We start from the raw sequence: 25,264 nt of genomic DNA, 5'->3' as shown, positions 1-25,264 counted from the left end.
CCATCTTGTCTTGTGGTTTTTTGTCGTTTTTGTCACCGGCAACCTGAGGTCGCCGGTGGGTTCTCCACCGGGTGGAGGAGGGAATGAGCCGGAGAGACCCCGGCTGACACTCAGTGCGCGTTGTGCTGATGAATGCCCAGCATGAAGGTGCCCTGGGGACGGATGGGCAGGTAGTGCTGATAGAACGCCTGATAGGTGGCCAGGGGATCGAGATCCTGGAAGAGGTCCGGATAGAGGGCCTTGGCCATGAACTCGATGAGGGCGGCATCCATGATGCTGCGGGTGGCGCCGTGATAGACCGCGTAGAGGCGACCCTCCTTCACCGCAGGCAGCTCGCTCCAGCCCGGACGGGCGGCAAAGCCTTGCAGACGCTGGCGCACGGTCTCTGCCGACACATCCTGGCCGACCTGCATGGCGACGGCACTGCTCACGCTCTCGTAGCCCGCCATCAGGATCACCTCGGGCTTGCTCGCCAGCAGTTGCTCCGGGTGGATGGGACCCCAGCGATCGACGAAGGGGGCGGCCACGTTGTTGCCACCGGCCAGCAGGGCCATGGCGCCCCACATGTCCTTGCCATAGGTGTAGCTGTACTCGGCCGGGCCCTTGTCACCCAGCTCGATGTAGACCCGGGGCGGCGTGCGCTTCGCGGCGGCGATGCGGGAGGTGATGGTGTCAATCTTGGCCTTGTACTCGTCGGCCATCTTCCGGGCACGGGCCTCCTGGCCGGTCAGCTTGCCAAGCAGCAGGGTGCTCGCCATGTGCTGTGCCAGGGTCTGGGCGTTGTAGTCGATGACCACCACCGGGATCCCCGCCTGCTCAAGACGTGGCAGGTCGGCGCTCAGGGCCTCATATTGCCACTTCGCCAGGATCACCAGGTCGGGCTTGACCGCCAGGGTCTTCTCGATGGAGAAGCTCTGATCCTGCACGTTGCCAAGGTCCGGCACGTTGGCCAGTTGTGGCTGGCTGGCCACGTAGAGAGACCAGATGGCGGGACGGGACTTCATGAACCAGCCCAGGGACATGCCCACCAGGCGTTCGGCGCCGCCTTCACCGGCCACCGCCAGGTAATCTTCGGGATAGAAACCGAGCACGATGCGGCTTGCCGGAAGGCTGAGGGAGACCTTGCGGCCCATCACATCTTCCACTTCAACGGGGGGGGCGGCCTGCGCCATCCAGCTCACCAGGACGAGCTGGCCGAGCAGCAGCAACTTTGCCAGGGGGTGACGAAACATCTTGTAGCACCTCGAGAATAGAGACGGTCAAAAAAGAAAGTGAGAACTATTGCCATTCGCGAGCGCAAAAGCAACAAACGTTTGTGTCATCCCCTCTCTTGTTATTTCTGTCATTACTGGAACCGGTTCCACAAGAGCACCAGGAGAGAGTCTCATCCCGCGGTTTTCTGCCTTCTCGGGCCACGAAGGGGGTGGCGCCCGGTATGGCACCCATGGATTTGCCCATGATTCGGAGTCTGTGAGTGGCGCTGTTCACGAAATGGTACCGGGCAGAGGCCGCCGTAGTGTTCCCCCCGTCTGCCCCGGAGCCGATGTCGCTCCCTGACGGAGGCAGCCAGCAGGGGCTGGGGGGCGACAACTTACTGCGCAGCGATGGCAGACACTGCCCATTCGGGTATTGCCCGTCACCTTGGCGCAACATTTTGTTGTCATTGTTAGCCAGCTCGCAGCAGCCCCGGCGTCGACGGGGCAGAGTGGGCGCGCAGTTTCGGCCGGGGGCTGACATGCCTCCCGCTGATGGCTGCATCCAAGGTGCTGCGGCCCGCCTTGTGCGGGGCGCCAATAACATGATCTGCAAATAAAAAAGGAAACTGACCATGTCAGGAAGACACTCTCTGGTGGCGCTGGCCGTCGGGCTGGCGCTCGCTGGACAGGCACAGGCACAACTGCTCATCACCGAATACCTGGAAGGGTCCGGCAACAACAAGGCGGTGGAGCTGAGCAACCTCGGCAGCGACGCCGTCGATCTCTCACAATACCGGCTGGCCCTCTACGCCAACGGCAAACCCATCAGCGAATCCCCCACCAACAGCCTGGCGCTGCAAGGCACCCTGGCCCCGGGCGCCAGTCTGGTGCTGGCCAACCCCTCCGCAAATGCCGAGATCCTGGCCAAGGCCAATCAGACCAGCGGCAACCTGGTGTTCAACGGCGACGATGCCCTGGTGCTCTATCGCGGCAGCGAGATAGTGGACAGCTTCGGCCAGGTAGGGGTGGATCCGGGCACGTCCTGGGTCTCCGGCAACGTTTCGACCCTGGACATGACCCTGCGCCGCAAGGCCACCGTCACCATGGGCCGCACTGATGCGACGTCCCCTTTTGATCCGGCGCAGGAATACGTGGCCGCCCCGAAAGATGACGCCAGTGGCCTGGGTTGCAGTGGCGATGGTCCCTGCGATGGCACCCAGCCGCCCGCCTTCGTCTGCCCGGTGGATCAGTTGGTGCCGGTGCCCGCCATTCAGGGCCCCGGCACCAGCAGCCCCCTGGTGCCAGCCGGCAAGTTCGAATCGGAACAGGCTTACGCCACCCGCGGCGTGGTGACCCAGGTAGTGAGCGGCCTCTACAAGGGCTTCTTCATTCAGGACGAGCAGGGGGACGGGAATGCGGCTACCTCCGACGGCCTCTTCGTCTACACCACCAAGGCCAACGCTGCCGTCGTGCCGGGGGCCGAGGTGTGTGTGTCTGGCAAGGTGAAGGAGTATTTCAACCAGACCCAGATCAACGCAGACGAGCTGGTGGTGACCCGGCCGCAAGGGGCCATCCCGGCTGCGGTGGATCTGCTGCCGGTGGCGGGCGAGAGCCTGAGCCAGCTGCTGGAGCGTCACGAGGGGATGCAGGTACGGCTGGTGCCCGGTTCCAGCCTGGTGGTGACCCGCAACTTCAGCTTCGATTACGACGGCAAGCGCAACAACCTGGTGCTCTCTTATGGCGCGCCGCTCATCAAGTCGACCCAGAAATTTGCCGCCATGAGCCAGGAGGCGAGCGACTGGGCCCTTCGCAACCAGCAGAACCAGCTGGTGGTGGAGACCGACGCCAAGGCGCCGGACGGTGTGCTGCCCTGGTTCCCCGGCTTCAACGCCGAGGACGGTTACCTGCGCATCGGCGACAAGCTCAACGGGCTGGAGGGGGCGCTTGGTTACTCCTACAACCTGTTCAGGCTGGTGGCCAGCAATCGCATCGACGCGAGCCAGATAGATCACAGTGGCTGGGATCGGGTGGAAACGCCGGAACTTGCCGAGGCGGGGGATCTGCGGGTCGCGAGCTTCAACGTGCTCAACTTCTTCACCACGGTCGTGGGCGGGGATGCCAACCCCACCGGCAGCAACCGGGGCGCCCTGACGGTGGCGGAGTTCGAGTTGCAGCGCACCAAGATAGTCAGCGCCATCACCCGCCTCAATGCCGACGTGGTGGGGCTGATGGAGATCGAGAACAACGGCTATGGCGACAACTCCGCCATCGCCAATCTGGTTACGGCCCTCAACGCCGCCCAGCCGGACGAGGCGGATCACTACCGCTGGATTGCCTCGCCGGATGGCAAGCCCATTGGCACCGACGCCATCACGGTGGGGCTCATCTACCGACCCGCCAAAGTGACCCCGGAGGGGGCCGCCAGCCTTATCGCGCTGCCGGTGCAGCAGGCCGAGGCGGTGGACGCCAGCGGCAAACCGGTGACCATCAATCAGGGGATGCGCGAGTCGCTGGTGCAGCGTTTCAGCTCGCCCAAGGGGGATGCGCCCCTGACCCTGGTGGTCAACCACCTCAAGTCCAAGGGCTCCGCCTGCTTCGAGGATTACCCCGACTACGCCAGCGCCGATCCGCTGGATGGCCAGGGCCACTGCAACGCGCTGCGGGTCTCCGCCGCCAAGGTGCTGGGGGAGCACCTCAAGGATCTGGCCGGGGATCTGCTGCTTATCGGCGACATGAACGCCTATGGCATGGAGGATCCCATCCGGGTGCTGACCGACTATGATCCGGCCGCCCAGGCGCGCCAGATCATGAGCGCCTCCTTCACCACCCTGGCGGGTCAGCCCTTTGAGGAGAGCGGCAGCGCCCTGGGCAAGGGGTATGGGTTTGTGAACCTCAACACCCGCTTCCACGGCACCGACACCTACTCCTACAGCTACGAAGGGGAGCTCGGCAACCTGGATCACGCCCTGGCAAACCCGAGCCTCGCGGCCAAGGTGATCGGCATCGAGGATTGGCACATCAACTCCGCCGAGAGCAACTTCTTCGAGTACGGCAGCAAGTACAGCGGCCAGCTGGCGAAATCCGAAGGGCCCTTCAGCGCCTCGGATCACGATCCCGTGCTGGTGGCCATCCAGTATCCGCTGCCGCCCGCCGGGGTATTGAGCCTCGAGAGCGCCGCTGCAAACGTGGAGGAGGGCAACACTCTGGTCTTGAGCGTGGCGCGCCGCGATGGCAGCCATGGGGAGGCTAGCGTGAGTTATCGCATCGTCCATGGCAGCGCGGACGCAAGCGACGTGGCGCCCCTCACCGGCACCCTGCACTGGGCTGCCGGGCAGAGCGAGCCCCAGACCATCAGCATCCCGGTGAAGAGCGACACCCTGCACGAGGGGGACGAGACCTTTACTCTGGAGCTGTTTGACCCGAGCGGCGCGGCCCTGGGGGATCAGCACCAGACCCTGGTGACCATCAAGGACAAGCTGGCACCGTCCACCATCTCGCTGGCTCAGGCCAGTATCACGGTGAACGAGGGGCAGTGGTTTGCCGAGATCCCCCTGGTGCGCAGCGGCGATCTGAGCAAGCCGGCCCGGGCCCGGGTGGCCCTTGACGGGGTCACGGCGCGCTGGGGGCTGGATTTCCTGCCCTGGTTCGGTCAGTCGGTGAGCTGGGCCGCGGGCGAGGGGGGCAGCAAGTCGGTCAAGGTGCTGATCATCGATGACTGGTTTGTGGAACCCACCGAGCAGTTCAAGGTGAGCCTGGCCGCGCTGCAGGGTGGCCAGCCGGGCAACCTGCAGGAGACCCGGGTCGACATTCTGGACAACGACAAGTCCTGGTGGCCCTTCGGTCGCCACTGAGGATGACGTCTCAATATGAAAAGGGGCCTGCGGGCCCCTTTCTTAGTTGGGAAGACGTTTGTTGGGAAGACCTGTTGCAGACAGGTTGGGTTGCGAAGATGAAAAAGGCCCACCGTCGTGGTGGGCCTTCCTCATGGCAGGGCGCTCCTAACGGAGTATCAACCCTGCGCGTTGCTCAGTACCAGCTTGCCATCCTTGACCGGAATGGTGGGGCCGGGTTGCTTCTCCATGCGTACCACCCCTTCCTGGCCGGCGAGGCGGTAGGTGACGTCATAGCCGATGGTGCGGGTGCTGCTCTCCTGCACCGTTTTGCAGCGCTGCTCCGTGGTGGTGTAGGTATCACCCGCCTGCATGTTGCCCTGCACCTGATTCCCGGCATAACCCCCTGCCACGGCACCGGCGGCGGTGGCCACCTTCTTGCCGCTGCCACCGCCAAACTGGTGGCCGACCACGCCGCCCAAGGCTGCGCCAACCACGGTACCCAGGATCTTGTGCTCGTCCTGCACCGGCTTGCGGTGGGTCAGGGTGACGTTGCGGCACTCCTGACGTGGCGTCTTGATGGTCTCGGTCACCGGCTTGCTGGCCAGCACCTCGGCAAACTGGGGCTCTGATGAAAACAGGGATCCGCTGGCGACCGCCGACAATGCCAGCGCAGAGGCCACACCGATCCCGACACCTGCCAACATGGATTTGTTCATCACTCTTCTCCTCGTACTCATACCCGTTGAGGGCTTGGGATCATTCTTGGCATTTTGCACCGCAGGCTCAAGGCAAGGGCCACGGGATCGCGACAGGGGCTGACTGCGCAAAAAGTGACCGCACAAAAATAGCGTCGGCGATTGGCGACAAAGAAGAGACCTATGTGGAGGGATTGAGGTTGACGGGTTGCGGCAACATGGGTTGATAACTGCCCAGTGCGCCCATGTCCAGGATGGTGTAGTCCGCCAGATCCGGCGTGGCAGGGTCACGCTTGAGGCTCAATTTGAGGGTGTCCAGCATGAGCGTCTCCAGTGCAAGGCGGTACTCCATGAACTCGGCTTCGGTCAGCCGAAGCCGGGCGGTGATGAGATAGGCCTGACGATCGCGGGGCGTCAGGTGCTGGACGCGTGCCTGCAACCCTTCGATGACTTGATTCTTGAAGCGCAGGGGGAAGCGTGCCGAGTCCCGAAATGCCACGTGCCGGGGCACCAGCAGACGAAAGCTGAGTCCGCTCTGCAGCGCCACGAGTCCGAGCTGCTCGAGCTCGCGCAGATACAGATAAAGCGAGGGGGCATTGAGCCCGAAGTGCTGGCACAGCGCATCGGGATCCGTGCCCTGTTGCAGGATCTGCAGCAACAGGCTGTAGAGCTCGGGGCGCTGGCAGAAGGCGGCATCCTGCTGCGGCGTGAAGTGGACGACGCTTGCGGCCAACTGCTCTGCCTCCGTCAGGATCTGGGAGAGGGGAACGCCGAGGAGCGTGGCAATCGCCAGCATGCGGTCCAGAGTGAAGGGTTGAGTCTGATTGAGCAGTCGTTTGACACTGGCTTCCGACATGCTCAACTCTCCCGCCAGCGCCTTGTACGAGATGCCGGCGCGCTTGAGGTGGCGCTTGAACAACTGGCACATGGCGTGATCGATGCTTTCTCTGTCCCGAGGGAGGGTCCTCTCTCTATCCATTTGGTATCTCCTGGTGACCATTCATTTGTATTTATGGCCTTGATGTGGTCTTGGCGTGATGCTTTGCTCTCTTTTAGCACATGGAGAGGTAGTCATGTATCGCGATCAGATGAGGGGCGGTGTTCAGTGGATAGACAGGAGTGAGCACAGCCTGTGGGTGAGTGGGGGGCTCAGGGGACTGGCGCTGCCCCCCGTAGTCAACGTACTGGCGTGCCTTCTGGTTTGTCTGATGTTTGTGCTGGCGGCATTGATTTGAGGCTCGTTCATGCTCCTTGGCAAGGTGGTCGGTGGGGGCATGTGTCATCTCCTCACCACCCTAAGACGTTTCGCTAATACCTGGGCTCGGCCCCCCTTGATACCCTTTCATCCGGTTCCCGCCGGCGTCCTGGCTCCGTATAAGGGCGCAATGCCGGTCGTGGTGAACCGCGAGAGCCACCCCGTTTTGTGCCCCTGTGAGGAAGGATCCGATGACAGAGCAGAACATGTACGACGCCGGCCTTGGCAAGACGCCCGCCAATTTCGAGGCGCTGACCCCCTTGAGCTTTCTGGGGCGGGCCGCCCGTGTCTATCCCGACTATCCGGCGCTGATCCACGGCCCCCTGCGCCAGAGCTGGGCCCAGACCGAGCGGCGCTGCCGCCAGCTCGCCTCGGCCCTGCGCCGTCACGGCATTGGCGAGGGGGACACCGTCTCCATCGTCGCCCCCAATGTGCCGGCCATGTTCGAGGCGCACTTCGGGGTGCCCATGAGCGGCGCCGTGCTCAACACCATCAACACCCGGCTCGATGCGGACGCCATGGCCTTCATCTTCCAGCACGCCCAGAGCAAGGTGGTGCTGGTGGATCGGGAGTTCGGCGCCCTGGTGCGAAAGGCGCTCTCTCTCATTGACAGCCAGCCCCTGGTGATCGCCATCGACGATCCCCTCTACCGGGAAGGGGAGCTGGTCGGCGAGCTCGACTACGAGGGGTTCATCGCCCTGGGGGACGGGGACGAACCCGGCTGGCTGCCGGCGGACGAGTGGCAGGCCATTTCCCTCAACTACACCTCCGGCACCACGGGGAACCCCAAGGGGGTGGTCTATCACCATCGCGGCGCCCACCTCAATGCGGTCAACAATGCCCTCTCCTGGGAGCTGCCCAAGCACCCGGTCTACCTCTGGACCCTGCCGATGTTTCACTGCAATGGCTGGTGCTTCCCCTGGACCCTGGCGGCCACCGCCGGGGTGAGCGTCTGTCTGCGCCACGTGCAGGCGGCGGCCATCTACGGGGCGCTGCGCGAACACAAGGTGAGCCATTTCTGCGCCGCCCCCATCGTGCTCAATATGCTCAACAATGCCGATCCGGCCCTCAAGCAGGGACTCGACCACCCCGTCAAGGCGATGACGGCGGGGGCAGCGCCGCCCGCCACCGTGATCGCCGGCATGGAGGCCATGGGGATCGCCGTGACCCATGTCTATGGCCTCACCGAAACCTATGGCCCCTGCGTGGTGTGCGAGCCGCAAAGACGCTGGCAGGGGCAGGATGCCACCACGCTCTCCCGTCTCAAGGCGCGCCAAGGGGTGGCCTCCCCCCTGCAAGGGGAGATGCGGGTCATCAACCCCGTCAGCGGCGAGCCGGTCCCCATGGATGGCAAAACCCTGGGAGAGATAGTGCTGCGGGGCAACATCGTCATGAAGGGCTACCTCAAGAACTCGGCGGCGAGCGAAGAGGCGATGGCACAGGGATGGTTTCGAAGCGGGGATCTCGCGGTCTGGCACCCGGACGGCTATGTGGAGATCAAGGACAGATCCAAGGACATCATCATTTCCGGCGGGGAGAACATCTCCAGCCTGGAGGTGGAGGACGTGCTCTATCGCCACCCCGATGTGGAAGAAGCCGCGGTGATCGCCATGCCGGACGAGACCTGGGGGGAGGTGCCCTGCGCCTTCGTCAAGCTCAAGGAGGGGCGCGAGCTCACCCAGGCCGAGCTCATTGCGTTCTGCCGCGAGCAGATGGCCCACTTCAAGGCCCCCAAGCGCATCATCTTCACCCCGCTGCCCAAGACCTCCACCGGCAAGGTGCAAAAATTCATGCTGCGCAAGCAGTTGGTGTGACGACAAAGGCGCCGCGCCATCAACGGGCCTGCGGGCCCGTTTTGTGTTGCGTGATGCAAAGAAGCAGGGCCTCGCCGGTAGCGGTCGCCAGCCAACAAGACGTGCCTTTCGAGCCCGTCCCGGCTTACCATGGCCGCCATGTCCCGCCAGCCTGAGGATGCCTGTGAGAAAATCGGACCGACTGTTTCAACTGACCAACCTGCTGCGGGCGCATCAACCCCTGACCGCCCGGGATCTGGCGACGCGCCTGTGCGTGTCGGAGCGCACCATCTACCGCTATATCGACGATCTCTCTTTGGCGGGCATTCCGGTTTACGGGGAAGCCGGGCTGGGCTATCGGCTGAGCGAGGGGTTCGAAATGGCCCCGTTGCAACTGAGTGCGGCCGAGCTGGAGGCCCTCATCACCGGGGTGAACCTGGTGGCGGTGCTGACGGGCAAGGGGATGGCCGATCCGGCCCGCGCCCTGCTCGCCAAGATTGAGGCGGCCCTGCCCGCCAAGGAGGCCCGGGCACCTCGCGTCCCCGTGGTGCGGGTGCCGGACTATTCCACGGCGCAGCCTGCATACGCTCGCTGGGACAGGTTGCACGACGCCATCACGGCCGGTCACTGGCTGCACATTGGCTACCGGGATGCCAGCGCCAGCAGGACGGAACGTCAGCTCTTTCCCCTCGGGCTCTTCTACTGGGGCGGATGCTGGACGCTCGGCGCCTGGTGTGCGCTGCGCCGGGCCTACCGGGATTTCAGGGTGGATCGCATCGACACCCTGGCGTCGTGCCGACCGGGAGAAGGGGCACCACCTGGCGCGACCCTGGCCGATTACCTTGCCCTGCGCCAGTCGGACGCGTTCCCCCCTGGGCGCAGTGGCGCCGAAAAGGTCATTCAGGACTGACACAAGGCTGTCAGTAGCCCTTCGTTATGCTGGGTTCTCCAGACCATCCACAACGGAGAAAAAAGATGATCATCAAGGGTGACATGCAACAGGCAGGGGGCGTCGAATTTGCCACCTTCAGGCTCAGGGAAGGGGTGACGGAGGCTGATTTGCTCGCCCTGTCACGGCGGGTCGAGTCCGAGTTTCTTGTCCAGCAATCCGGGCTCATCATGCACTGCCTGCTGCGCGGCGCCGACGGCCTCTATGCCGACGTGGTGATGGCCCCCAGCCAGTCGCTGGTGGAAGCCTACTGCCAGCAGTGGCTGCACAACGACGTGGCAGGGGAGTACCTGACCCTGCTTGACCATGACTCGGTCAACATGAGCTTCTGGACCCGTATCGGCTGAGGGCGGCGCGGGGCCTGCCATCCCCGGCGAGGGGGCAATCATGAAATGAAACGGGCCCATAGGGCCCGTTTTGTTGAACAGAATTCAATAATTACTTGGTGTGGCGCTCATGCAGGCGCTGCACCACATCCTTCAAACCCAAGCCTTCGTTTTGCAGCAAGACGGTCAGGTGGTAGAGCAGGTCAGCGGATTCGTTGATTAGCTCTTCTCTGTCTTTCGCCATGGCGGCCAGGGCCACTTCCACCCCCTCTTCACCCACCTTCTGGGCGATGCGCTTGGTGCCTTTGCCATAGAGGCTGGCGGTGTAGCTGGTGGCGGGGTCTGCCCCTTTGCGTGATGCCAGAATCTGTTCGAGCTCGGCCAGGAAGCCGAGCGGCGGCACGGGGTGGCCGTCGAAGCAGGAGGGGTTGCCCAGATGGCAGGTGGGGCCGACCGGGTCGGCGGCAATGAGCAGGGAGTCCTGATCACAGTCGGTGGTGATGGCGACGAGCTTGAGCACATGGCCCGAGCTCTCGCCCTTGGTCCACAGGCGCTGCTTGCTGCGGCTGAAGAAGGTGACCTGGCCGGTGGTCTGGGTCTTTTCCAGCGCCTCGCGGGTCATGAAGCCCTGCATCAGCACTTCGCCGCTGAGGGAATGCTGGACGATGGCGGGGATCATGCCCTCACACTTGGCCCAGTCCAGGCGCTCGGCCAGCGGCAATGCATTGTCTACTGCTTGATTATTCACGGATGGCGACTCCTTCGTTTTTCAGCCAGCGTTTCAATTCGGGAATGGGAATGAGGCCCTTGTGGAACACGGAGGCGGCCAGCGCCCCGTCCACGTCGGCCAGGGTAAAGGCATCGCGAAAGTGCTCCATGGCCCCGGCGCCGCCGGAGGCGATGAGGGGCACCTTGCACACGGCGCGCACCAGCTTGAGCTGCTCAAGGTCGTACCCCTGACGCATGCCGTCCTGGTTCATCACGTTGAGCACTATCTCCCCCGCGCCCCGGCGCTGCACTTCCTGTACCCACTCCAGGGTGGTCCAGGTGGTGGTGCGGGTGCGGCTCTCGTCGCCGGTAAACTGTTTGACCTGATATTGACCGAGGGCGGCATCGAAGTAGGAGTCGATACCCACCACCACGCACTGCACGCCGAAGCGCTCGGCGAGCCGGGTGATCAGGGTGGGATCGGCCAGGGCGGGGGAGTTGATGGAGACCTTGTCGGCACCGAATTCCAGGATCTGGCGGGCATCCTCCACGCTTTTGATGCCGCCGGCGACGCAGAAGGGGATGTCGATGACTTCCGCCACCCGGCTTACCCAGCTCTTGTCCACTACCCGTTCGTCGCTCGAGGCGGTGATGTCATAGAAGACCAGCTCATCGGCGCCCTCGGCGGCGTAGCGGCGGGCGAGGTCGACAATGCCGCCCATCACCTCGTGGTTGCGAAACTGCACGCCCTTGACCACCACGCCATCTTTGACGTCGAGACAGGGGATAATACGCTTTGACAACATGCTCATTGCTCCATGTAAAGCACGGTTAAAGAAACGTCGTTCTGCCGCCGGCGTTGGCCCGGGCGGCGGACGGGAACAGGGTTGGCATGCCTTGAACGGGGGCCCCTGACGGGGGAAACGACAGGCCCGGCAGGCCGTCTCGTCGCCTCTGGGCACCCCACTATATGCATGACTTCATTCAGTGATTCAACCCTTTGTCGCCCTTCACCTGCCCCGGATGGCAGGCTGGCGCCTCGGGGAGGGGAGCCCGATCGTCCGGGTGGGTCTCGTCCGTTGCCATATGCTGGCGCAGGGTGAGCAGGGCGGCATCAAAATCAAACGCCTTCAGTTGCCTGGTCAGGGTGTCGCTGCGAGACCCCAGCATGAGGCGAAGGGGACCGGCATACTGCTCGTAGAGGGGGATCACGGCGGTGTCGCTTTGCACCAGCAGGGCTTCCATCTGACCCAGCAGTTGCTGGCGCCACTGATCCCCCAGGGGCACCAGATCGGTGATCGGGGCGGCGAGATCGTCCCCGAACAGAGCGCAAAGGGCGGCGATCTCTTCATCGATGGATGACATGAGTCCGGTGGGCTCAGTGTCGCCGTCCGCGATGGCCTGCTCCAGGGCGAGGCAGTGGCGCGACAGCTCATGTGCCCCCAGGGTGCTCGCCACGCCGCGCAGGCTGTGGACCATGCGGGTTGCATCGCTGTGCTCCCCGGCCTGCAAGTGGCGGTGCAGCCGGGTCATGTCCTGGCCATGCTCATGGATGAAGTAGCGAAGCAGGGCCAGGTATTTCTCCTGATTGCCGTTGAGGGCCGCCAGCCCCTGGTCGAGATCCAGACCCGGGTGTGCCTGCAGGCGGGCAAGGGGGCCTGTCACGGGATGGCGAGTGCTGTCATCCGGGGCAAGCTCGGGGACCTTGCCCTGGGGCAACCAGCGCTGCAGGGCTTCAAACAGCTTGGCGGGGGTGACGGGCTTGGCAATGAAATCGTTCATGCCGGCCGATGCGCTCGCCTTTCTGTCCTCCTCGAAGGCGCTGGCGGTGAGCGCCAGGATGGGCAGCCTGTCCATGCCGGGCAGGGCCCGGATGGAGCGGGCGGCGCTGTAGCCATCCATCACCGGCATCTGTATGTCCATCAGGATGAGGTCGAAGGGGTGCTGGTTGACGAGGGCCAGGGCCTCCTGGCCGTTGACGGCCGTCTCGATGACGAGGCCGCTGTGGCACAGGAGCTCGAGCACCACTTCCCGGTTGATGGCGTTGTCTTCCACCAGCAGGACTCGGGCGTGGCGAGGGAAGCTGAAGGCCTGTTGGTTCCCCTGCTCGGACGGGGTCCGGGAAGGAGCGTCCTCCTTTGCCTTGAACAGCCTGGCGGTAAACCAGAAGCAGCTTCCCTGGCCTGGCTCGCTGGTGACTCCGACCTCACCCCCCATCAGGGCGGCGATCCGGCTGGTGATTGCAAGGCCAAGGCCAGTGCCGCCATATCTGCGAGTGGTGGAGACATCCGCCTGTTCGAACGCCTGGAACAGCTTCTCGCGCTGCGCAGCGGTGATGCCGATGCCGGTGTCTTCCACCTCGAAGCGCAGCAGGTAGCCGGTGGTGAGGGGGCGGGCCAGCCTGACGCGCAGGGTGACGGTTCCCTGCTCGGTGAACTTGATGGCGTTGGTCGCATAGTTGAGCAGGGCCTGACGCAGGCGGGTGATGTCGCCGTGCACCCAGGCGGGGGTATCGCCGATGTCCGTCACTATGGTGAGCCCCTTGGCCCTGGCCTGGTCGTTCATCAGGGCGCGGACGTTGTCCAGCATGGCGGTGAGGGAGAAATCGGTCAGATCCAGCGTCATCTTGCCCGCATCGATCTTGGAGAGATCCAGGATGTCGTTGAGGATGCTGAGCAGGTGCTGGGCGGCAGTGTCTATCTTGGTCAGCCGTTCGAGGTCGGTGGGATCCCGGGTGTCGCGCTTGAGCAGATAGGTGAGCCCCAGGATGGCATTCATGGGGGTGCGGATCTCGTGGCTCATGTTGGCAAGGAAGGCGCTCTTGGCGTGGTTGGCACTTTCGGCCCGCTGGTGGGCCTGGGCCAGCTGCCGGGTGCGCTCGTTGACCATCTCCTCCAGGTGGTAGCGATACTGGTCCAGCTCCTCGCCGAGCTGCTTCTTCTCGGTGATGTCGGCCTGGACCGTGACGTAGTGGGTGATTTCGCCGCTCTCCTGGCGGATCGGCGACACCGTGGCCAGTACCTGGTAGTGGGAGCCATCTTTGCGCTGGTTGATGAATTCGCCATGCCAGCGCTGGCCGTGGTTGATGGCATCCCACAGGGCGACATAGCTGGCATCCGGGGTGAGGCCAGAGCGCAGCAGGGACGGGGTCCGGCCTATCACTTCGTGCTGCTGGTAACCGCTGGCGGCGAGGAAGGCGGGGTTGACGTACTCGATGCGCGCCCGGGTGTCGGTGATGAAGACGCCGTCAGGGCTCTGTTCGAGGGCCAGGGACAACTGGCGCAACTGCTGCTCGGCCAGCTTGCTCTGGGTGATGTCCAGATGGATGCCAAGGAGGCGCACGGGCCGCTGCTGGGCGTCCCGATAGACGCTCCCTTTGCTCACCAGCCAGCGGATGCCGCCATCTGGCAGCAGGATCCTGAACTCCAGCTCGACGGGGGCGCCGCTGACCGCCCGCTCCGCCAGCAACTGCTCGATGCGGGGCCTGTCATCCGGATGCAGGCAGGCTTGCCAGGCGGCCAGCTCGCCGAGCGCCTCGGCACTGCGGCCATAGAGGCGGGCGCATTCCGGCGAGAAGAAGAGACGGTTGCTGACCATGTCCCATTCCCAGATGCCGACATGGGCCCCTTCCTGGGCCATCAGCAGGCGCTGTTCGCTCTCGCGCAGGGCGCTGCTGACGGTTTCGGCGCGCACCCGTGCACTGATGGCGTCGTCCATCAGGTTCAGGGCTGCAAGGCGAGCACGACGCTGGGTATCGAGCGCCATCTGCTGATTGTGTTGCAGGCGCTGCTCTGCGAGCTTGCGCTCCGTGATGTCCTGCACGGTGCCGTAGAGCTCGAGTATGGTGCCATCCCTGTCCCTGAGCGCCGCCCCGCGGGCAATGACCCAGGCGGTCTCCCCCTGCTCCGTGATCACTTCGGCATCGCACTCGTAGGGCTGTCCGTCCATCCTGCAGCGCTCGACGGCCTGGGCCACCGTGTGCCACCCCTCCTGGGTGAAGTATTTTCTGACCTCGGGATAGACGGCGGGGGGGAGGGCCGGATCCCGGCCATAGATGCGATAGATCTCCGGTGACCAGAAGTGGCTGTCATCGGCCACGCGCCAGCGCCAGTTCCCTATCTTGGCGAGACGCTGGGACTCGCGCAGTATGGCTTCGTTGCGGCGCAGCGCCTCCTCGGTCTCCTTGTTCTGCCGGTTGTCCTCGATGATGGAGATGAAGTAGTCGGGATTGCCTTCGGCGTCGCGCACCAGGGCCACCGTCAGAGTGGTCCAGATGATCTCGCCCCCCTTGTGCAGGTAGCGCTTCTCCAGGGTGTAGTGGGGGATAGTCCCCGCCAGCACCCGGGCGATGTGGACCTCATCGAGGTAGAGATCGTCCGGGTGGGTCAACTGCTGGAACGTCATCCCGGTGAGCTCGTCGGCCCGGTAGCCCAGGATGTGGCACAGCCGCTGATTGACACGCAGCCAGTGTCCATCGGGGGAGACCAGGGCGATGCCGACCGCTGCCTGTTCGAAGGTGACCTGGAAGCGGTTCTCGCTCTGCTGCAACTGGTTCTGGGTGTTCATCAGCTCCTGCCAGCGCAGGACCTCTCTGGCCCGGGCGCGATGAAAGGCGGCACTGAGCACGCTGATGAGCAGACCGTTGGCGATGAGCAGGCACCATTGCACCAGATCCTGGCCAGCCTCGACACTCAGTGAATAAATGGGGGGGAGCATGAAATAGCTGGTGACCAGGGCGGTGATCAGGGTGCAGAGCAGACCTGGCAACAAGCCCCCCAACAGGGCGCAGACGATGATGGGCAGCATGAAGAGAACCAGCAGCGGTCGCTCACCAAAGGCGATGGGCAGCTGGACCCGGATTTGCAACATCAGAACGGGCAGCAGCACGGCCAGCAGGGAGATCCCCCAGCGCTGGGTGGAGGGGCGCACATGCCACAGGGGTGACCAGCTCATCATGGGAGATCCTCCGGTGGCATGGGGGCCTGGGGATAGGGGGGCGGCACTCCGAGCTGACGGGAGAGCCCGTTGATCTGGTGCTTGAGGGCCAGCATGGCGAGCTCCCTGTCTACCATCACCTTGTTGAACCGCTCCAGCTCATGGTTCTGCTGGCGCAGCTCGCTGGCCTGGCGGGTCAGGGCCTGTTCAACCTGCTCCCGTTCGGTGACATCGAGCAGAATGCCGATGATGGCGGGCTGGCCGAGGTAGTCGACGCGCCGCCCGTACAGCTCGACCTCCAGGGATTCCCCGTGCTGATGCAGGGCACTGAAGCGGGTGTGGATATCGCGCGCGTCCTGCTCGCACGCGTGCACCAGCTCGGCGACCCTGGTGCTGTCCTTGGGAGCGGCAAGGGCGTGCAACTGGCCAACGGCGATCAGCGCCCCCGGGGTGTCATAGCCAAACAGTCGGGCAAAACAGGGGTTGATGTAGCAGAGCCGACCCTGCTGGATGATGTAGATCCCGGCAAGGGATTGCTCCACCAGTGCACGGAACAGCCCCTCCCGCTCTCGCAAGTCGGCCTCGGCCCGTTTGAAGTCCGTGATGTCCCGAGAGATGCCGAAGATCCCGATCACCTGCCCCTCGCTGTCTTGCAAGGGGCCTTTGGTTGCGAGAAACACATGCTCGCCATCGGGCAGGGTCAGGTACTCCTCCTCGGTCTGCACCCGGTTGCGCTCTATGACCTGGCGCCCGGATGCCATCAGCATCTGCGCCTGCTGCGGCGGGAAGAGCGTCAGATCATCCTGGCCCAGCACCTCGTCAACCGGCTTGCCGACAAACTGGCTGGCGGCCCGGTTGAAGAGGATGTATCTGCCCTCCTTGTTCTTGGCGAAGATGGCGTCTTCCGAGCTGTCGGCGATGGCGGAGAGCAGTTGCAACGCCTCCAGCCGCTGGGACTGGGAGTGCTGGAGCTGTTCGGCCATCTGCAGCCGGGTGTGCTGGCGCAGCAGGATGATGCCGGCGTTGGTGACAAAGAGCACCAGCAGGCCGATGAGACCGATCCAGACGCTCTCCTTGAAGGTGGCCTGGTAGAGTTCCGCCTTGTCGATCTTGGCCAGCAGGTACCAGTCCGTGTTCATGACCGGATAGACAACCCCGAAGACCTCGCTGCCCCGGTAATCCTGGCCATAAAGCACTTGGGGCGTGCCGCGTTCGGCGAGCCGCAAATACTGGGCTGCCAGCAGGGTGGGGTGGGTGACGGGATAGTGCAGGGTGAGAGCCGGTTCCGGGCGATAGCGCAGGCTACTCAGATAGTGGACCTGATCCCCCTGCTGGCGAAACAGAATGGCTTCTCCGCTGCTGTCTGGGACGGGCCAGGACCCCAGGATCTGATCGAGCCAGCGATTTGCGCTTATCTGCATCACCAGCACGGGGGCAGGTCCTGCAGCGACCTCCAGATTGACCAGAAAGTCCAGCCTGGCGTGACCGCGATCATCGAGATAGGGACCAAGACGCATGACGTTGCCCTGCTCGAGCCGAGGCAGGGCGTCACGCAACGTGGCATTCATGGTGTCGCCACCCGGGGTATGCCACAGGGGCTGTCCGGCAGGATTGAACACGGCCGCACCGTGAAATCCGCGTACCGAGATGAATTCGAGCAGCCTTGCCAGTGGTGGCGTGATCGCTTCGGGTGAGGATGGTGCGTGTCTGGGACGATAGAAATCAGTACTGCCCAGACCCTTTATGAGCTGGTGAATATCCTGCTCGTGGGTACCGAGCCACTCGGTGACGCGCTGGCTCTTGAGATCGGCGATGGCTTCGAGACGAGCCACCTCTTTGTTGCGTGCCAGTTCGATGTTGCGGGCGATGGCCATGACGGTCAGGGCCAGAATGAGCCCGTTGAGCAACAGGAAGGGGATCCATTGACGCCTCGTAAAGACAGGTGTGCTGCCGGTGGTGTCAATGCGACGACGCAGCATGGCATAAAGCATGAGGGCCGTGATGAGGATGAAGAGCCAGCCCTTGATGGTGCTTGCCATGGCGAACTGGGCAGGGGTGCTGAACAGCCACTCCACCGCCTTGTCGGAGAGCAGGATCCACAGGCTTGCCACGGCGGCATAGGTGAGCACGACGTTGAGCACATGTGCCCGGGTCAGGGGAGCCTCAGCCATCCACGGCCTCGCTGCCATCCTGGTAGCGTTCGGCAATGGTGACGAACGCGTCGAAATGACGATCGAAGGCGGTCACGACATCGGGATCGAAATGGTGGCCACTGCCGGAGAGGATGAGGGCGCGAGCCTCGTCGTAGCTCATGGCCGGCTTGTAGACCCTGGCGCAGATGAGGGCGTCAAACACGTCTGCCAGCGCCATCAGGCGGGCCGAGAGGGGTATGGCGTCCCCTTGCAAGCCGTCCGGGTAGCCGCTGCCATCCCACTTCTCGTGGTGCCAGTGGGCGATCTCCTTGGCCAGGGTGAGGAAGGCCAGGGGCTGCTCCATGTCCTGTTCGGCCTCCTCGATGGCATCGCTGCCGAGCTTGGCGTGGGTGCGCATGATCTGCCACTCCTCCGGGGTCAGCTTGCCCGGCTTGAGCAGGATGTGGTCGGGAATGCCCACCTTGCCGATATCATGAAGCGGTGCGGAGCGGCTCAGCAGGTCGATGTAACCCGGGGTCAGGGTATCGGCGAAACGGGGGTGATCAGCCAGGGCGCTCGCCAGCAGACGCACATAGCCCTGGGTGCGCAGGATATGGTTGCCGGTTTCGGGGTCGCGGATCTCCGCCAGATGGGCGAGAGCGCGGATGGAGACCTGCTGGATCAGGTCGTTTTCCGCCATTCGCCGCGCGACCTCGGCTTCCAGCGCCGCATTCTGGTTTTGCAGACCGTCACGGGCCTGCTTGGCCTCCAGCTGGGTACGCACCCGGGCCTGAACGACCACTGGTTTGATGGGCTTGGTGATGTAATCAGCGGCGCCGAGGGAGAGGCCGAACTCCTCGCTCTGGGGGTCGGCGAGGGCGGTGAGCAGAACGACGGGAATACGGCTGCTGATCGGGGACTGACGCAATTGCCTTAGCACTTCATAACCGTCCATGCCGGGCATCATCACATCCAGCAGGATGAGGTCAGGCTTTGGATCCGCGCTGACGATGCGCAGGCATTTTTCCCCGCTCTGCGCAGCCAGCACACGGTAATGAGGCGAAAGCAATTCGGTCAGTACCATCAGATTTTCGGGTGAGTCGTCGACGATCAGGATGGTGGCGTTGTGAGGTGTCAACATATGTCTTCCATGACGCTATCCCTGTGAGGTCGAGTATAGAGCCAATTGCTGCCAAATCATAAGGTTCGCCCCCATCGGGGAGAAAGAGGCCTGCCCGGATGGGCAGGCTGTCTGATGCCGGAAAGGGGCGCGTCACGCAGCGCGGCCGTCACCCCAGCAGCGAATGGCTTCTGCCACGTCAAACTTGCCCTCCAGCAGGGCACGGCCGAGGATGATCCCCTTGACGCCGGTTCCCTTGAGCGCCTCGATATCCGCCAGACCGCCGATACCGCCGGACGCCTGGAAGCCGACGCTCGGGTAGCGGGCACAGAGATCCCGGTAGAGTTCGACGTTGGTGCCCGCCAGGGTACCGTCCCGGCTGATGTCGGTGCAGAGCACGTGTCTGAGTCCGGCGGGGAGGAAGCGCTCGATCAGCGCCTCGATGGAGATGCCGCTGTTCTCCTGCCAGCCAGCCACTGCGATGTGGCGGTTGCCCTGTTCATCGATGTTGACATCCAGCGCCAGCACGATGCGCTCGGGGCCATATTTCTCCATCCAGCTGGCCACCAGATCCGGGGATTTGACGGCGGTGGAACCGATCACCACCCGGCTGGCGCCGGCCGCCAGCAAGTCGGCCACATCCTGTTCGCTGCGCACGCCGCCGCCGACCTGCACCGGTGCCTCGGTGGCGGACAGCAACTGGGCGATGAGGACCAACTGGCGGGCCTTGGCATCCTTGGCGCCGTCCAGATCCACCAGGTGCAGCTGCGCCGCCCCCTGGCTGACATAGTCATCGAAGCGGGCCTGCGGGTTGTCGCTGTAGGCGGTTTTCTGGCCGTAGTCGCCCTGGTAGAGGCGCACGACCTGACCGTTGATAAGGTCGATTGCGGGAATAATCATGCCTGTCATAGCTCCAGAAAGTTTTGCAGTAGGCGGGCACCGGCCGGGCCGGATCGCTCCGGGTGGAATTGGGCGCCAAAGAAGTTGTCCCGCCCGGCGATGGCGGTAAAGGGCAGGCCGTAGTCGCAGGTCGCCAGGGTCGCGTCGGTCACCTCCAGCGCATAGGAGTGGACAAAGTAGAAGTAGCTGCCGCTGGGGATGCCTTTGAGTAGCGGGTGGGTCTCGTCGTGTTCAATCTGGTTCCAGCCCATGTGGGGCAGGCGCAGGTTGCCCACCTCCATCAGGCGGATCCTGCCAGGCACGATGCCGAGGCAGTCGATGAGCGCTCCTTCGCTGCCATCGGCGCTCATGTTCTCTTCCGAGGCCTGTGCCAGCATCTGCATGCCGAGGCAAAAACCGAGCAGCGGCTGCTTGGCGGCGCGAATGAGGGGCACCAGTTCCCGCTCATTGAGGTTCTTCATGGCGGCGATGGCAGTGCCGACGCCGGGCAGGATCAGCTTGTCGGCCTGCTCGATGTCGGCGGCCTTGCAGCTCACCCTGGGCTGCACGCCGAGGCGCTCGAACGCCATGCGCACCGAGGCGAGATTGGCGCAGCCGGTGTCGATGATGACCAGGTTCTGTTTCCCCATCACAGCACCCCCTTGCTGGAGGGAAGCTCGCTCCCTTCCACGCGAATGGCCTGGCGCAGGGCGCGGCCAAAGCCTTTGAACAGCGCTTCCACCTGGTGGTGGGTGTTGCCGCTGCCCACCTTCATCTGCAAGGTGATGGCCATGGCGTCAGAGAGGGAGCGGAAGAAGTGGGGCACCATCTCGGTGGCCATCTCTCCCACGCTGTCGCGACCAAAGCCGCTCGGGCAGTCGAACACGAAGTAGGGACGGCCGCTCAGATCCAGCGCCGTGGCCACGTCCAGCTCGGTCAGCGAGGTGTTGTCAGCCTCCTGGCGGGGACGCCCGTCGATCACCGCCTGCACCTCGTCCATCGCCAGCACGAAGCCGAAGCGGCCGATGCCGCGCTTGTTGCCAAGGGCCTGGCGCAGGGCTTGACCCAGCGCCAATCCCACATCTTCCACCGTGTGGTGATCGTCGATGTGCAGATCGCCGCTCACTTTGAGCTTGAGGCGAAAGCCCGCGTGGGTCGCTATCTGATCCAGCATGTGATCGAAGAAGCCGATGCCGGTGGCGATCTGGTTGCCACCGCTCTTGTCGAGATCCACCGCCACCTGGATGCGGGTCTCCTTGGTGTAGCGCTCCACCTCGGCCACGCGCCCCTTGGAGAGCAGCTGATCACGAATGGCAGTCCAGCCGTGATCTTGCGGGTGGTAACGTATGCCGCGGATGCCCATGTTCTCGGCAAGCTGGATGTCGGTCTGTCTGTCGCCAATCACGAAGGAGTTGGCAAAGTCGATGCGGCCCGAGGCGAGATACTCCTTCACCAGCCCAAGGTGAGGCTTGCGGCAGCTGCAACCGTCGGTGGGGAAGTGGGGACAGATCAGCACTTGCTCCCAGGTAACACCCTGGGATTCGAAGAGGTGCATCATCAGGTCGTGGGGCGGCTGGAAGTTTTCAAGGGGCAGGCTGGCGGTGCCGAGCCCATCCTGGTTGGTCACCATCACCAGCACGTAGCCGGCGGCCTGGAGCTCACGCAGCACAGGTATCACCATGGGCTCGAAGCGCAGCTTCGCAAGGCTGTCCACCTGCTTGTCGGTGACCGGCTCCTCGATCAGGGTGCCGTCACGGTCGATAAACAAAAACGGGGTTTTCATCGCTACATCCTTGCTTGTCTTACAGAGAGGGTGGGGGCAGGTCACGCAGCACGGCCAGCACGGCGTCCATTTCGCCCTGATAGCCGATGGTGATGCGGATGCTGTTGTCAAGGCCAGGCTTGCTGGAGAAATCACGCAAGATGATGCCGGCGGCCTTCATGGCGGCGAACACGGCGGCGCCATCCACGAAGCGCACCAGCACGAAGTTGCCCTTGTCCTCGAACACTTCCTTGACGCAGGACAGACGAAGCAGCTCCGCCTTGATGAGCGCCTTTTGCTTGTTGAGCTCCTGCACCCGCTCCTGCATCAGTTCCAGCCCCATGGGAGAGAGCGCCTGAGCGGCAATCTGGGCGATGGGGTCGGGAATGGGGTAGGGCGCGATCACCTTGGCCAGCATGGCAATCACCTCGGGATCCCCCAGGGTAAAGCCGCAGCGGATCCCTGCCAGGGCGAAGGCCTTGGAGAGGGTGCGGGTCACCACCAGGTTCGGGTATTGGGCGAGCAGGTCCACCACGGAGGCCTCCGGGCAGAACTCGATGTAGGCCTCGTCCACGACGATGATGGCGCGGTCCCGGGCCTTCTCCAGCAGGGCGACGAGTCCCTTGCGGCCCACCAGATCCCCGGTGGGATTGTTGGGGGAGCAGAGGAACACCAGCTTCACGTCAGAGAGGCGATCGGCGATGGCGGGCCAGTCCGGCTGACGGCTGGCGGTCAATGGCTGCTCGACAATCCCCACGCCACAGGTCTCGGCGCTGATGGCGTACATGCCGTAGGTGGGGGGGCAGATGAGGATCTGATCTTCCCCAGCCTCGCAGAAGGTGCGGATCAAGAGCTCGATGGCCTCGTCGGCGCCGCGGCTCACCAGCACCTGATCCGGATTGACCCCGGCGTAGGCGGCATAGCCATTCACCACCTCGGCCGGCTGGCACTCGGGATAGCGGTTGAGACGGCTCCCCTCGACGGTGAAGGGGTAGGCCAGGGGGGCCTCGTTGGCATTGAGCCAGACGTGGCCCTGGCCGCCGATGCGGCGCGCGGACTGGTAGGGAGTGAGAGCCCGCACGACGCGACGGGCCAGATTGACGATGCTCATGACAAATCCTTCTGCTGTGCTGTTTGTTGGGGCTCGGCGGCCAGGGCGTTCAACCTGAGGGTGACGGCATGCTTGTGGGCATCGAGCCCCTCGGCCTGGGCGATGCGCTGGACGATGGGGCCAAGGCCGCGAATGCCGTCTGCAGTGAGCTCTTGAACCGTGTAGCGGCGCTGATAGTCGGCAAGTCCCAGGCTCGAGCAGGTGCGGGCATAGCCGTAGGTGGGCAGGGTGTGGTTGGTGCCGCTGGCGTAATCACCGACCGACTCCGGTGTCCATGCCCCGAGGAAGATGGAGCCCGCGTTCTCGAGCTTGTCCAGCAGATCCCGGGGGGCCCGGGTCTGCACGATGAGGTGTTCCGGGGCATAGGCGTTGGAGATGGCGCAGGCCTCCTCCAGGTTGTCGCAGAGGATCACCAGGCTTGCCTTCAGGGCTTGCTCGGCGATGTCGCGGCGGCTGAGGTCGGCGAGCTGCACCTGGAGCTCGCTGCCGATGGCATCGGCCAGGGAAGCGGAGGTGGTGACTAGCACCACCTGGCTGTCGGGGCCGTGCTCGGCCTGGGAGAGCAGATCCGATGCCACGAAGGCCGGGTTGGCGCTCTCGTCTGCGATCACCAGCACCTCGGAGGGGCCGGCTGGCATGTCGATGGCGGCGCCCCGCCAGTCACGGGAAACCTGGCCCTTGGCTTCGGTCACATAGGCGTTGCCCGGGCCGAAGATCTTGTCCACCTTGGGGATGGTCTGCGTGCCATAGGCCATGGCCGCGATGGCCTGGGCGCCGCCGATGGCGAACACCTGGCGAACGCCACAGGCGCGGGCGGCAAACAGGATCTCGTCGCTCGCCGGAGACGGGGTGCAGAGCACCACCTCACGGCAACCGGCCAGGCTTGCCGGAATGGCCAGCATCATCACGGTGGAGGGGAGCGGCGCGCTGCCTCCCGGGACATAGAGACCGACCCGGCTGATGGGTTGGGTGCGCAGCTCGCACAGCACCCCGGGCTGGGTCTCGACGCGCACGACGGGCTGCACCTGGGCGGCGTGGAAGGTACGGATATTGGCGATGGCGGCCTCGATGGCGCCCTTGATGTCATCACCGAGTCGAGTGCAGGCGGCATCCACCTCCGCGTCGCTCACCCGAAGCTGTTCGCGGGGCGCGCGTTCGAAACGCTGGCTCAGCTCGCGCAGGGCCTCATCGCCCCGGCTGCGTACCGCGGCAATGATGTCTCGCACCACGGTACCGATGTCGGCTTCGTCGCCAAGGGCGGGCCGGGTCAGGACCTCGGCTTGCCGGGCGGGGGAGAGGGTCTTCCAGATCAGGGTCTGCATGATGTGTCTTCCTTATTCCATCTCTCTCGGCTTATTCCATCATCTTTTCAATGGGCAGCACCAGGATGGAGCTGGCACCCAGGGCCTTGAGCTGTTCCATGGTCTCCCAGAACAGGGTTTCGCTGGAGACGACGTGCAGGGCCACCTGGTTGGTGTCACCGGCGAGCTGCATGATGGTGGGACGCTCCGCCCCCGGCAGCAGATCGGTGATGGCATCGAGCTTGTCTTTGGGGGCGTGCAGCATGATGTATTTGCTTTCGCGCGCCTGTTGCATCCCCTGGATGCGGGGCAGCAGCTTGTCAATGAGCTTCTGCTTGGCATCGTTCAGGGGGTTGGGGGCCTGCACCAGCACGGCCTTGGAGCGGTAGATCACCTCGACCTCTTTCAGGCCGTTGGCTTCCAGGGTTGCGCCGGTGGAGACCAGATCGCAGATGGCATCGGCCAGACCCGCGCGGGGGGCCACTTCCACCGAGCCGCCCAGCATCACGCTCTTGAAGCCCAGGCCCTTCTCGTCGAAGAAGCGCTTGAGCAGACCGGGGTAGGAGGTGGCGATGCGCTTGCCGGCCAGGCTCTCGGGTCCTGTGTAGTTGACATCGTCCGGCACCGCCAGAGAGAGGCGGCAGCCGCCGAAGTCGAGCTGTTTGAGGGTCTTCACCGCAAAGGGCTGCCCCTGGGCTGCGCGGATGAGCTGCACCTCTTCGAGAACGTTCTCGCCGATGATGCCAAGATCGACCACCCCTTCCATCACCAGACCCGGGATGTCGTCATCACGCACTCGCAGAATGTCGATGGGCATGTTCTCGACATGGGCGATGAGGCGCTGTTCCCGCAGGTTGATCTTGAGGCCGCAGCTCTTGAAGAGGGCCTGGGAATCCTGGCTCAGACGACCGGATTTTTGCATGGCGATGCGCAGACGTTGTGTTTCCATTGCTCGATTTCCTTCTAGTCAAAAACGAAAAAACCCTCGGAAGTATGTGCTTCCGAGGGTTTATGAATCTTGCGGTCCTTTTGGAAGTCACCAGTTAAGTGTCTTCCAGCAGTCAACCTCCTGAAAGACTATTCGGGATGATGATGGTGATGATGAGTCTTCAGGGTGGTGAACTTCATGATGTAATCAATCCTTTACAAATCAGATGCCGTTGTTGACGCCCGGTTTAAACTACCTGCCTTGACAGAAAATGCAACCGAAAAATGTGATCCGGACGATTAAAGTTGAGAAAACGGTTTTCCGGTCGATAACTAGACAAT

Annotated in this window: 18 protein-coding genes and 1 other annotated feature; of the genes, 4 read left to right on the top strand and 14 right to left on the bottom strand. The window is 63.8% G+C overall.

The genetic code is table 11. The features are described 5' to 3' along the window. Positions 1-110: 110 nt before the first annotated feature. A complete protein-coding gene (locus tag HKD46_RS10425) occupies positions 111-1,232 on the bottom strand; it encodes an ABC transporter substrate-binding protein (RefSeq protein WP_171865393.1) in 1,122 nt (373 codons plus the stop codon). Positions 1,233-1,828: 596 nt separating this feature from the next. On the opposite strand from HKD46_RS10425, the gene HKD46_RS10420 reads away from it, so the two are divergent. Then, positions 1,829-5,047 (top strand): ExeM/NucH family extracellular endonuclease, encoded by a 3,219-nt coding sequence (locus tag HKD46_RS10420; protein ID WP_235673819.1) that lies wholly within the window; start codon positions 1,829-1,831, stop codon positions 5,045-5,047. 158 nt (positions 5,048-5,205) lie between these two features. On the opposite strand, the gene HKD46_RS10415 is transcribed toward HKD46_RS10420, so the two are convergent. Beyond that, entirely contained in the window at positions 5,206-5,745 is a 540-nt protein-coding gene (locus tag HKD46_RS10415; protein ID WP_010674678.1) for a glycine zipper 2TM domain-containing protein, read from the bottom strand. Positions 5,746-5,905: 160 nt separating this feature from the next. Next, entirely contained in the window at positions 5,906-6,703 is a 798-nt protein-coding gene (locus HKD46_RS10410; protein WP_171865392.1) for a helix-turn-helix transcriptional regulator, read from the bottom strand. A gap of 467 nt (positions 6,704-7,170) precedes the next feature. Here HKD46_RS10410 and HKD46_RS10405 point away from each other — a divergent pair, with 467 nt between their 5' ends. The 3 genes from HKD46_RS10405 to HKD46_RS10395 all read left to right on the top strand — a co-directional run bounded on the left by HKD46_RS10405 (position 7,171) and on the right by HKD46_RS10395 (position 10,068). Then, entirely contained in the window at positions 7,171-8,793 is a 1,623-nt protein-coding gene (locus tag HKD46_RS10405) for an acyl-CoA synthetase (protein ID WP_171865391.1), read from the top strand. Between the two features lie 190 nt (positions 8,794-8,983). After that, positions 8,984-9,682, top strand: a complete 699-nt coding sequence (locus HKD46_RS10400) for a YafY family protein (protein ID WP_171865407.1) — start codon at positions 8,984-8,986, stop codon at positions 9,680-9,682. Between the two features lie 65 nt (positions 9,683-9,747). After that, positions 9,748-10,068 carry a hypothetical protein gene (locus tag HKD46_RS10395; protein WP_039039125.1) on the top strand — a complete coding sequence of 107 codons (321 nt, stop codon included), beginning with the start codon at positions 9,748-9,750 and terminating at the stop codon, positions 10,066-10,068. A gap of 91 nt (positions 10,069-10,159) precedes the next feature. On the opposite strand, the gene hisIE is transcribed toward HKD46_RS10395, so the two are convergent. The 11 genes from hisIE to hisG form a co-directional block, all read right to left on the bottom strand. Beyond that, positions 10,160-10,795, bottom strand: coding sequence for a bifunctional phosphoribosyl-AMP cyclohydrolase/phosphoribosyl-ATP diphosphatase HisIE (gene hisIE / locus HKD46_RS10390; RefSeq protein WP_029314506.1), 636 nt, complete (start codon positions 10,793-10,795; stop codon positions 10,160-10,162). Next, positions 10,788-11,561 carry an imidazole glycerol phosphate synthase subunit HisF gene (hisF, locus tag HKD46_RS10385; protein ID WP_042881382.1) on the bottom strand — a complete coding sequence of 258 codons (774 nt, stop codon included), beginning with the start codon at positions 11,559-11,561 and terminating at the stop codon, positions 10,788-10,790. The genes hisIE and hisF overlap by 8 nt, the downstream gene beginning before the upstream one ends. Positions 11,562-11,739: 178 nt before the next feature. Further along, on the bottom strand, positions 11,740-15,711 hold the full coding sequence (locus tag HKD46_RS10380) for a PAS domain S-box protein (protein ID WP_171865390.1): 3,972 nt from the start codon (positions 15,709-15,711) through the stop codon (positions 11,740-11,742). Further along, on the bottom strand, positions 15,708-17,861 hold the full coding sequence (locus HKD46_RS10375; protein ID WP_171865389.1) for a PAS domain S-box protein: 2,154 nt from the start codon (positions 17,859-17,861) through the stop codon (positions 15,708-15,710). The genes HKD46_RS10380 and HKD46_RS10375 overlap by 4 nt, the downstream gene beginning before the upstream one ends. Then, positions 17,854-18,963 carry a two-component system response regulator gene (locus HKD46_RS10370; protein ID WP_010674688.1) on the bottom strand — a complete coding sequence of 370 codons (1,110 nt, stop codon included), beginning with the start codon at positions 18,961-18,963 and terminating at the stop codon, positions 17,854-17,856. Before HKD46_RS10370 ends, HKD46_RS10375 begins: the two co-directional genes overlap by 8 nt. A gap of 132 nt (positions 18,964-19,095) precedes the next feature. Continuing rightward, positions 19,096-19,842, bottom strand: coding sequence for a 1-(5-phosphoribosyl)-5-[(5-phosphoribosylamino)methylideneamino]imidazole-4-carboxamide isomerase (gene hisA, locus HKD46_RS10365; RefSeq protein ID WP_171865388.1), 747 nt, complete (start codon positions 19,840-19,842; stop codon positions 19,096-19,098). A 5-nt stretch (positions 19,843-19,847) separates the two neighbouring features. Next, the gene (gene hisH, locus HKD46_RS10360) at positions 19,848-20,471 is read right to left on the bottom strand and encodes an imidazole glycerol phosphate synthase subunit HisH (RefSeq protein WP_171865387.1); all 624 of its coding nucleotides are present in this window, start codon (positions 20,469-20,471) and stop codon (positions 19,848-19,850) included. After that, positions 20,471-21,604, bottom strand: a complete 1,134-nt coding sequence (hisB, locus tag HKD46_RS10355) for a bifunctional histidinol-phosphatase/imidazoleglycerol-phosphate dehydratase HisB (RefSeq protein WP_042017604.1) — start codon at positions 21,602-21,604, stop codon at positions 20,471-20,473. The genes hisH and hisB overlap by 1 nt, the downstream gene beginning before the upstream one ends. A gap of 19 nt (positions 21,605-21,623) precedes the next feature. After that, entirely contained in the window at positions 21,624-22,694 is a 1,071-nt protein-coding gene (gene hisC / locus HKD46_RS10350) for a histidinol-phosphate transaminase (RefSeq protein WP_171865386.1), read from the bottom strand. After that, entirely contained in the window at positions 22,691-24,016 is a 1,326-nt protein-coding gene (gene hisD, locus HKD46_RS10345) for a histidinol dehydrogenase (protein ID WP_171865385.1), read from the bottom strand. Before hisD ends, hisC begins: the two co-directional genes overlap by 4 nt. 31 nt (positions 24,017-24,047) lie before the next feature. Further along, a complete protein-coding gene (gene hisG / locus HKD46_RS10340) occupies positions 24,048-24,944 on the bottom strand; it encodes an ATP phosphoribosyltransferase (RefSeq protein ID WP_010674694.1) in 897 nt (298 codons plus the stop codon). A gap of 28 nt (positions 24,945-24,972) precedes the next feature. Then, positions 24,973-25,097 (bottom strand) — a sequence feature (His leader region). Between the last annotated feature and the right edge of the window lie 167 nt (positions 25,098-25,264).

This window comes from Aeromonas sp. TW 6, from assembly GCF_013168745.1.
Lineage (GTDB): Bacteria > Pseudomonadota > Gammaproteobacteria > Enterobacterales > Aeromonadaceae > Aeromonas > Aeromonas caviae.
Note: the sequence above shows the minus strand (reverse complement) of the source record. Positions and strands in the feature narration are given on the sequence as shown.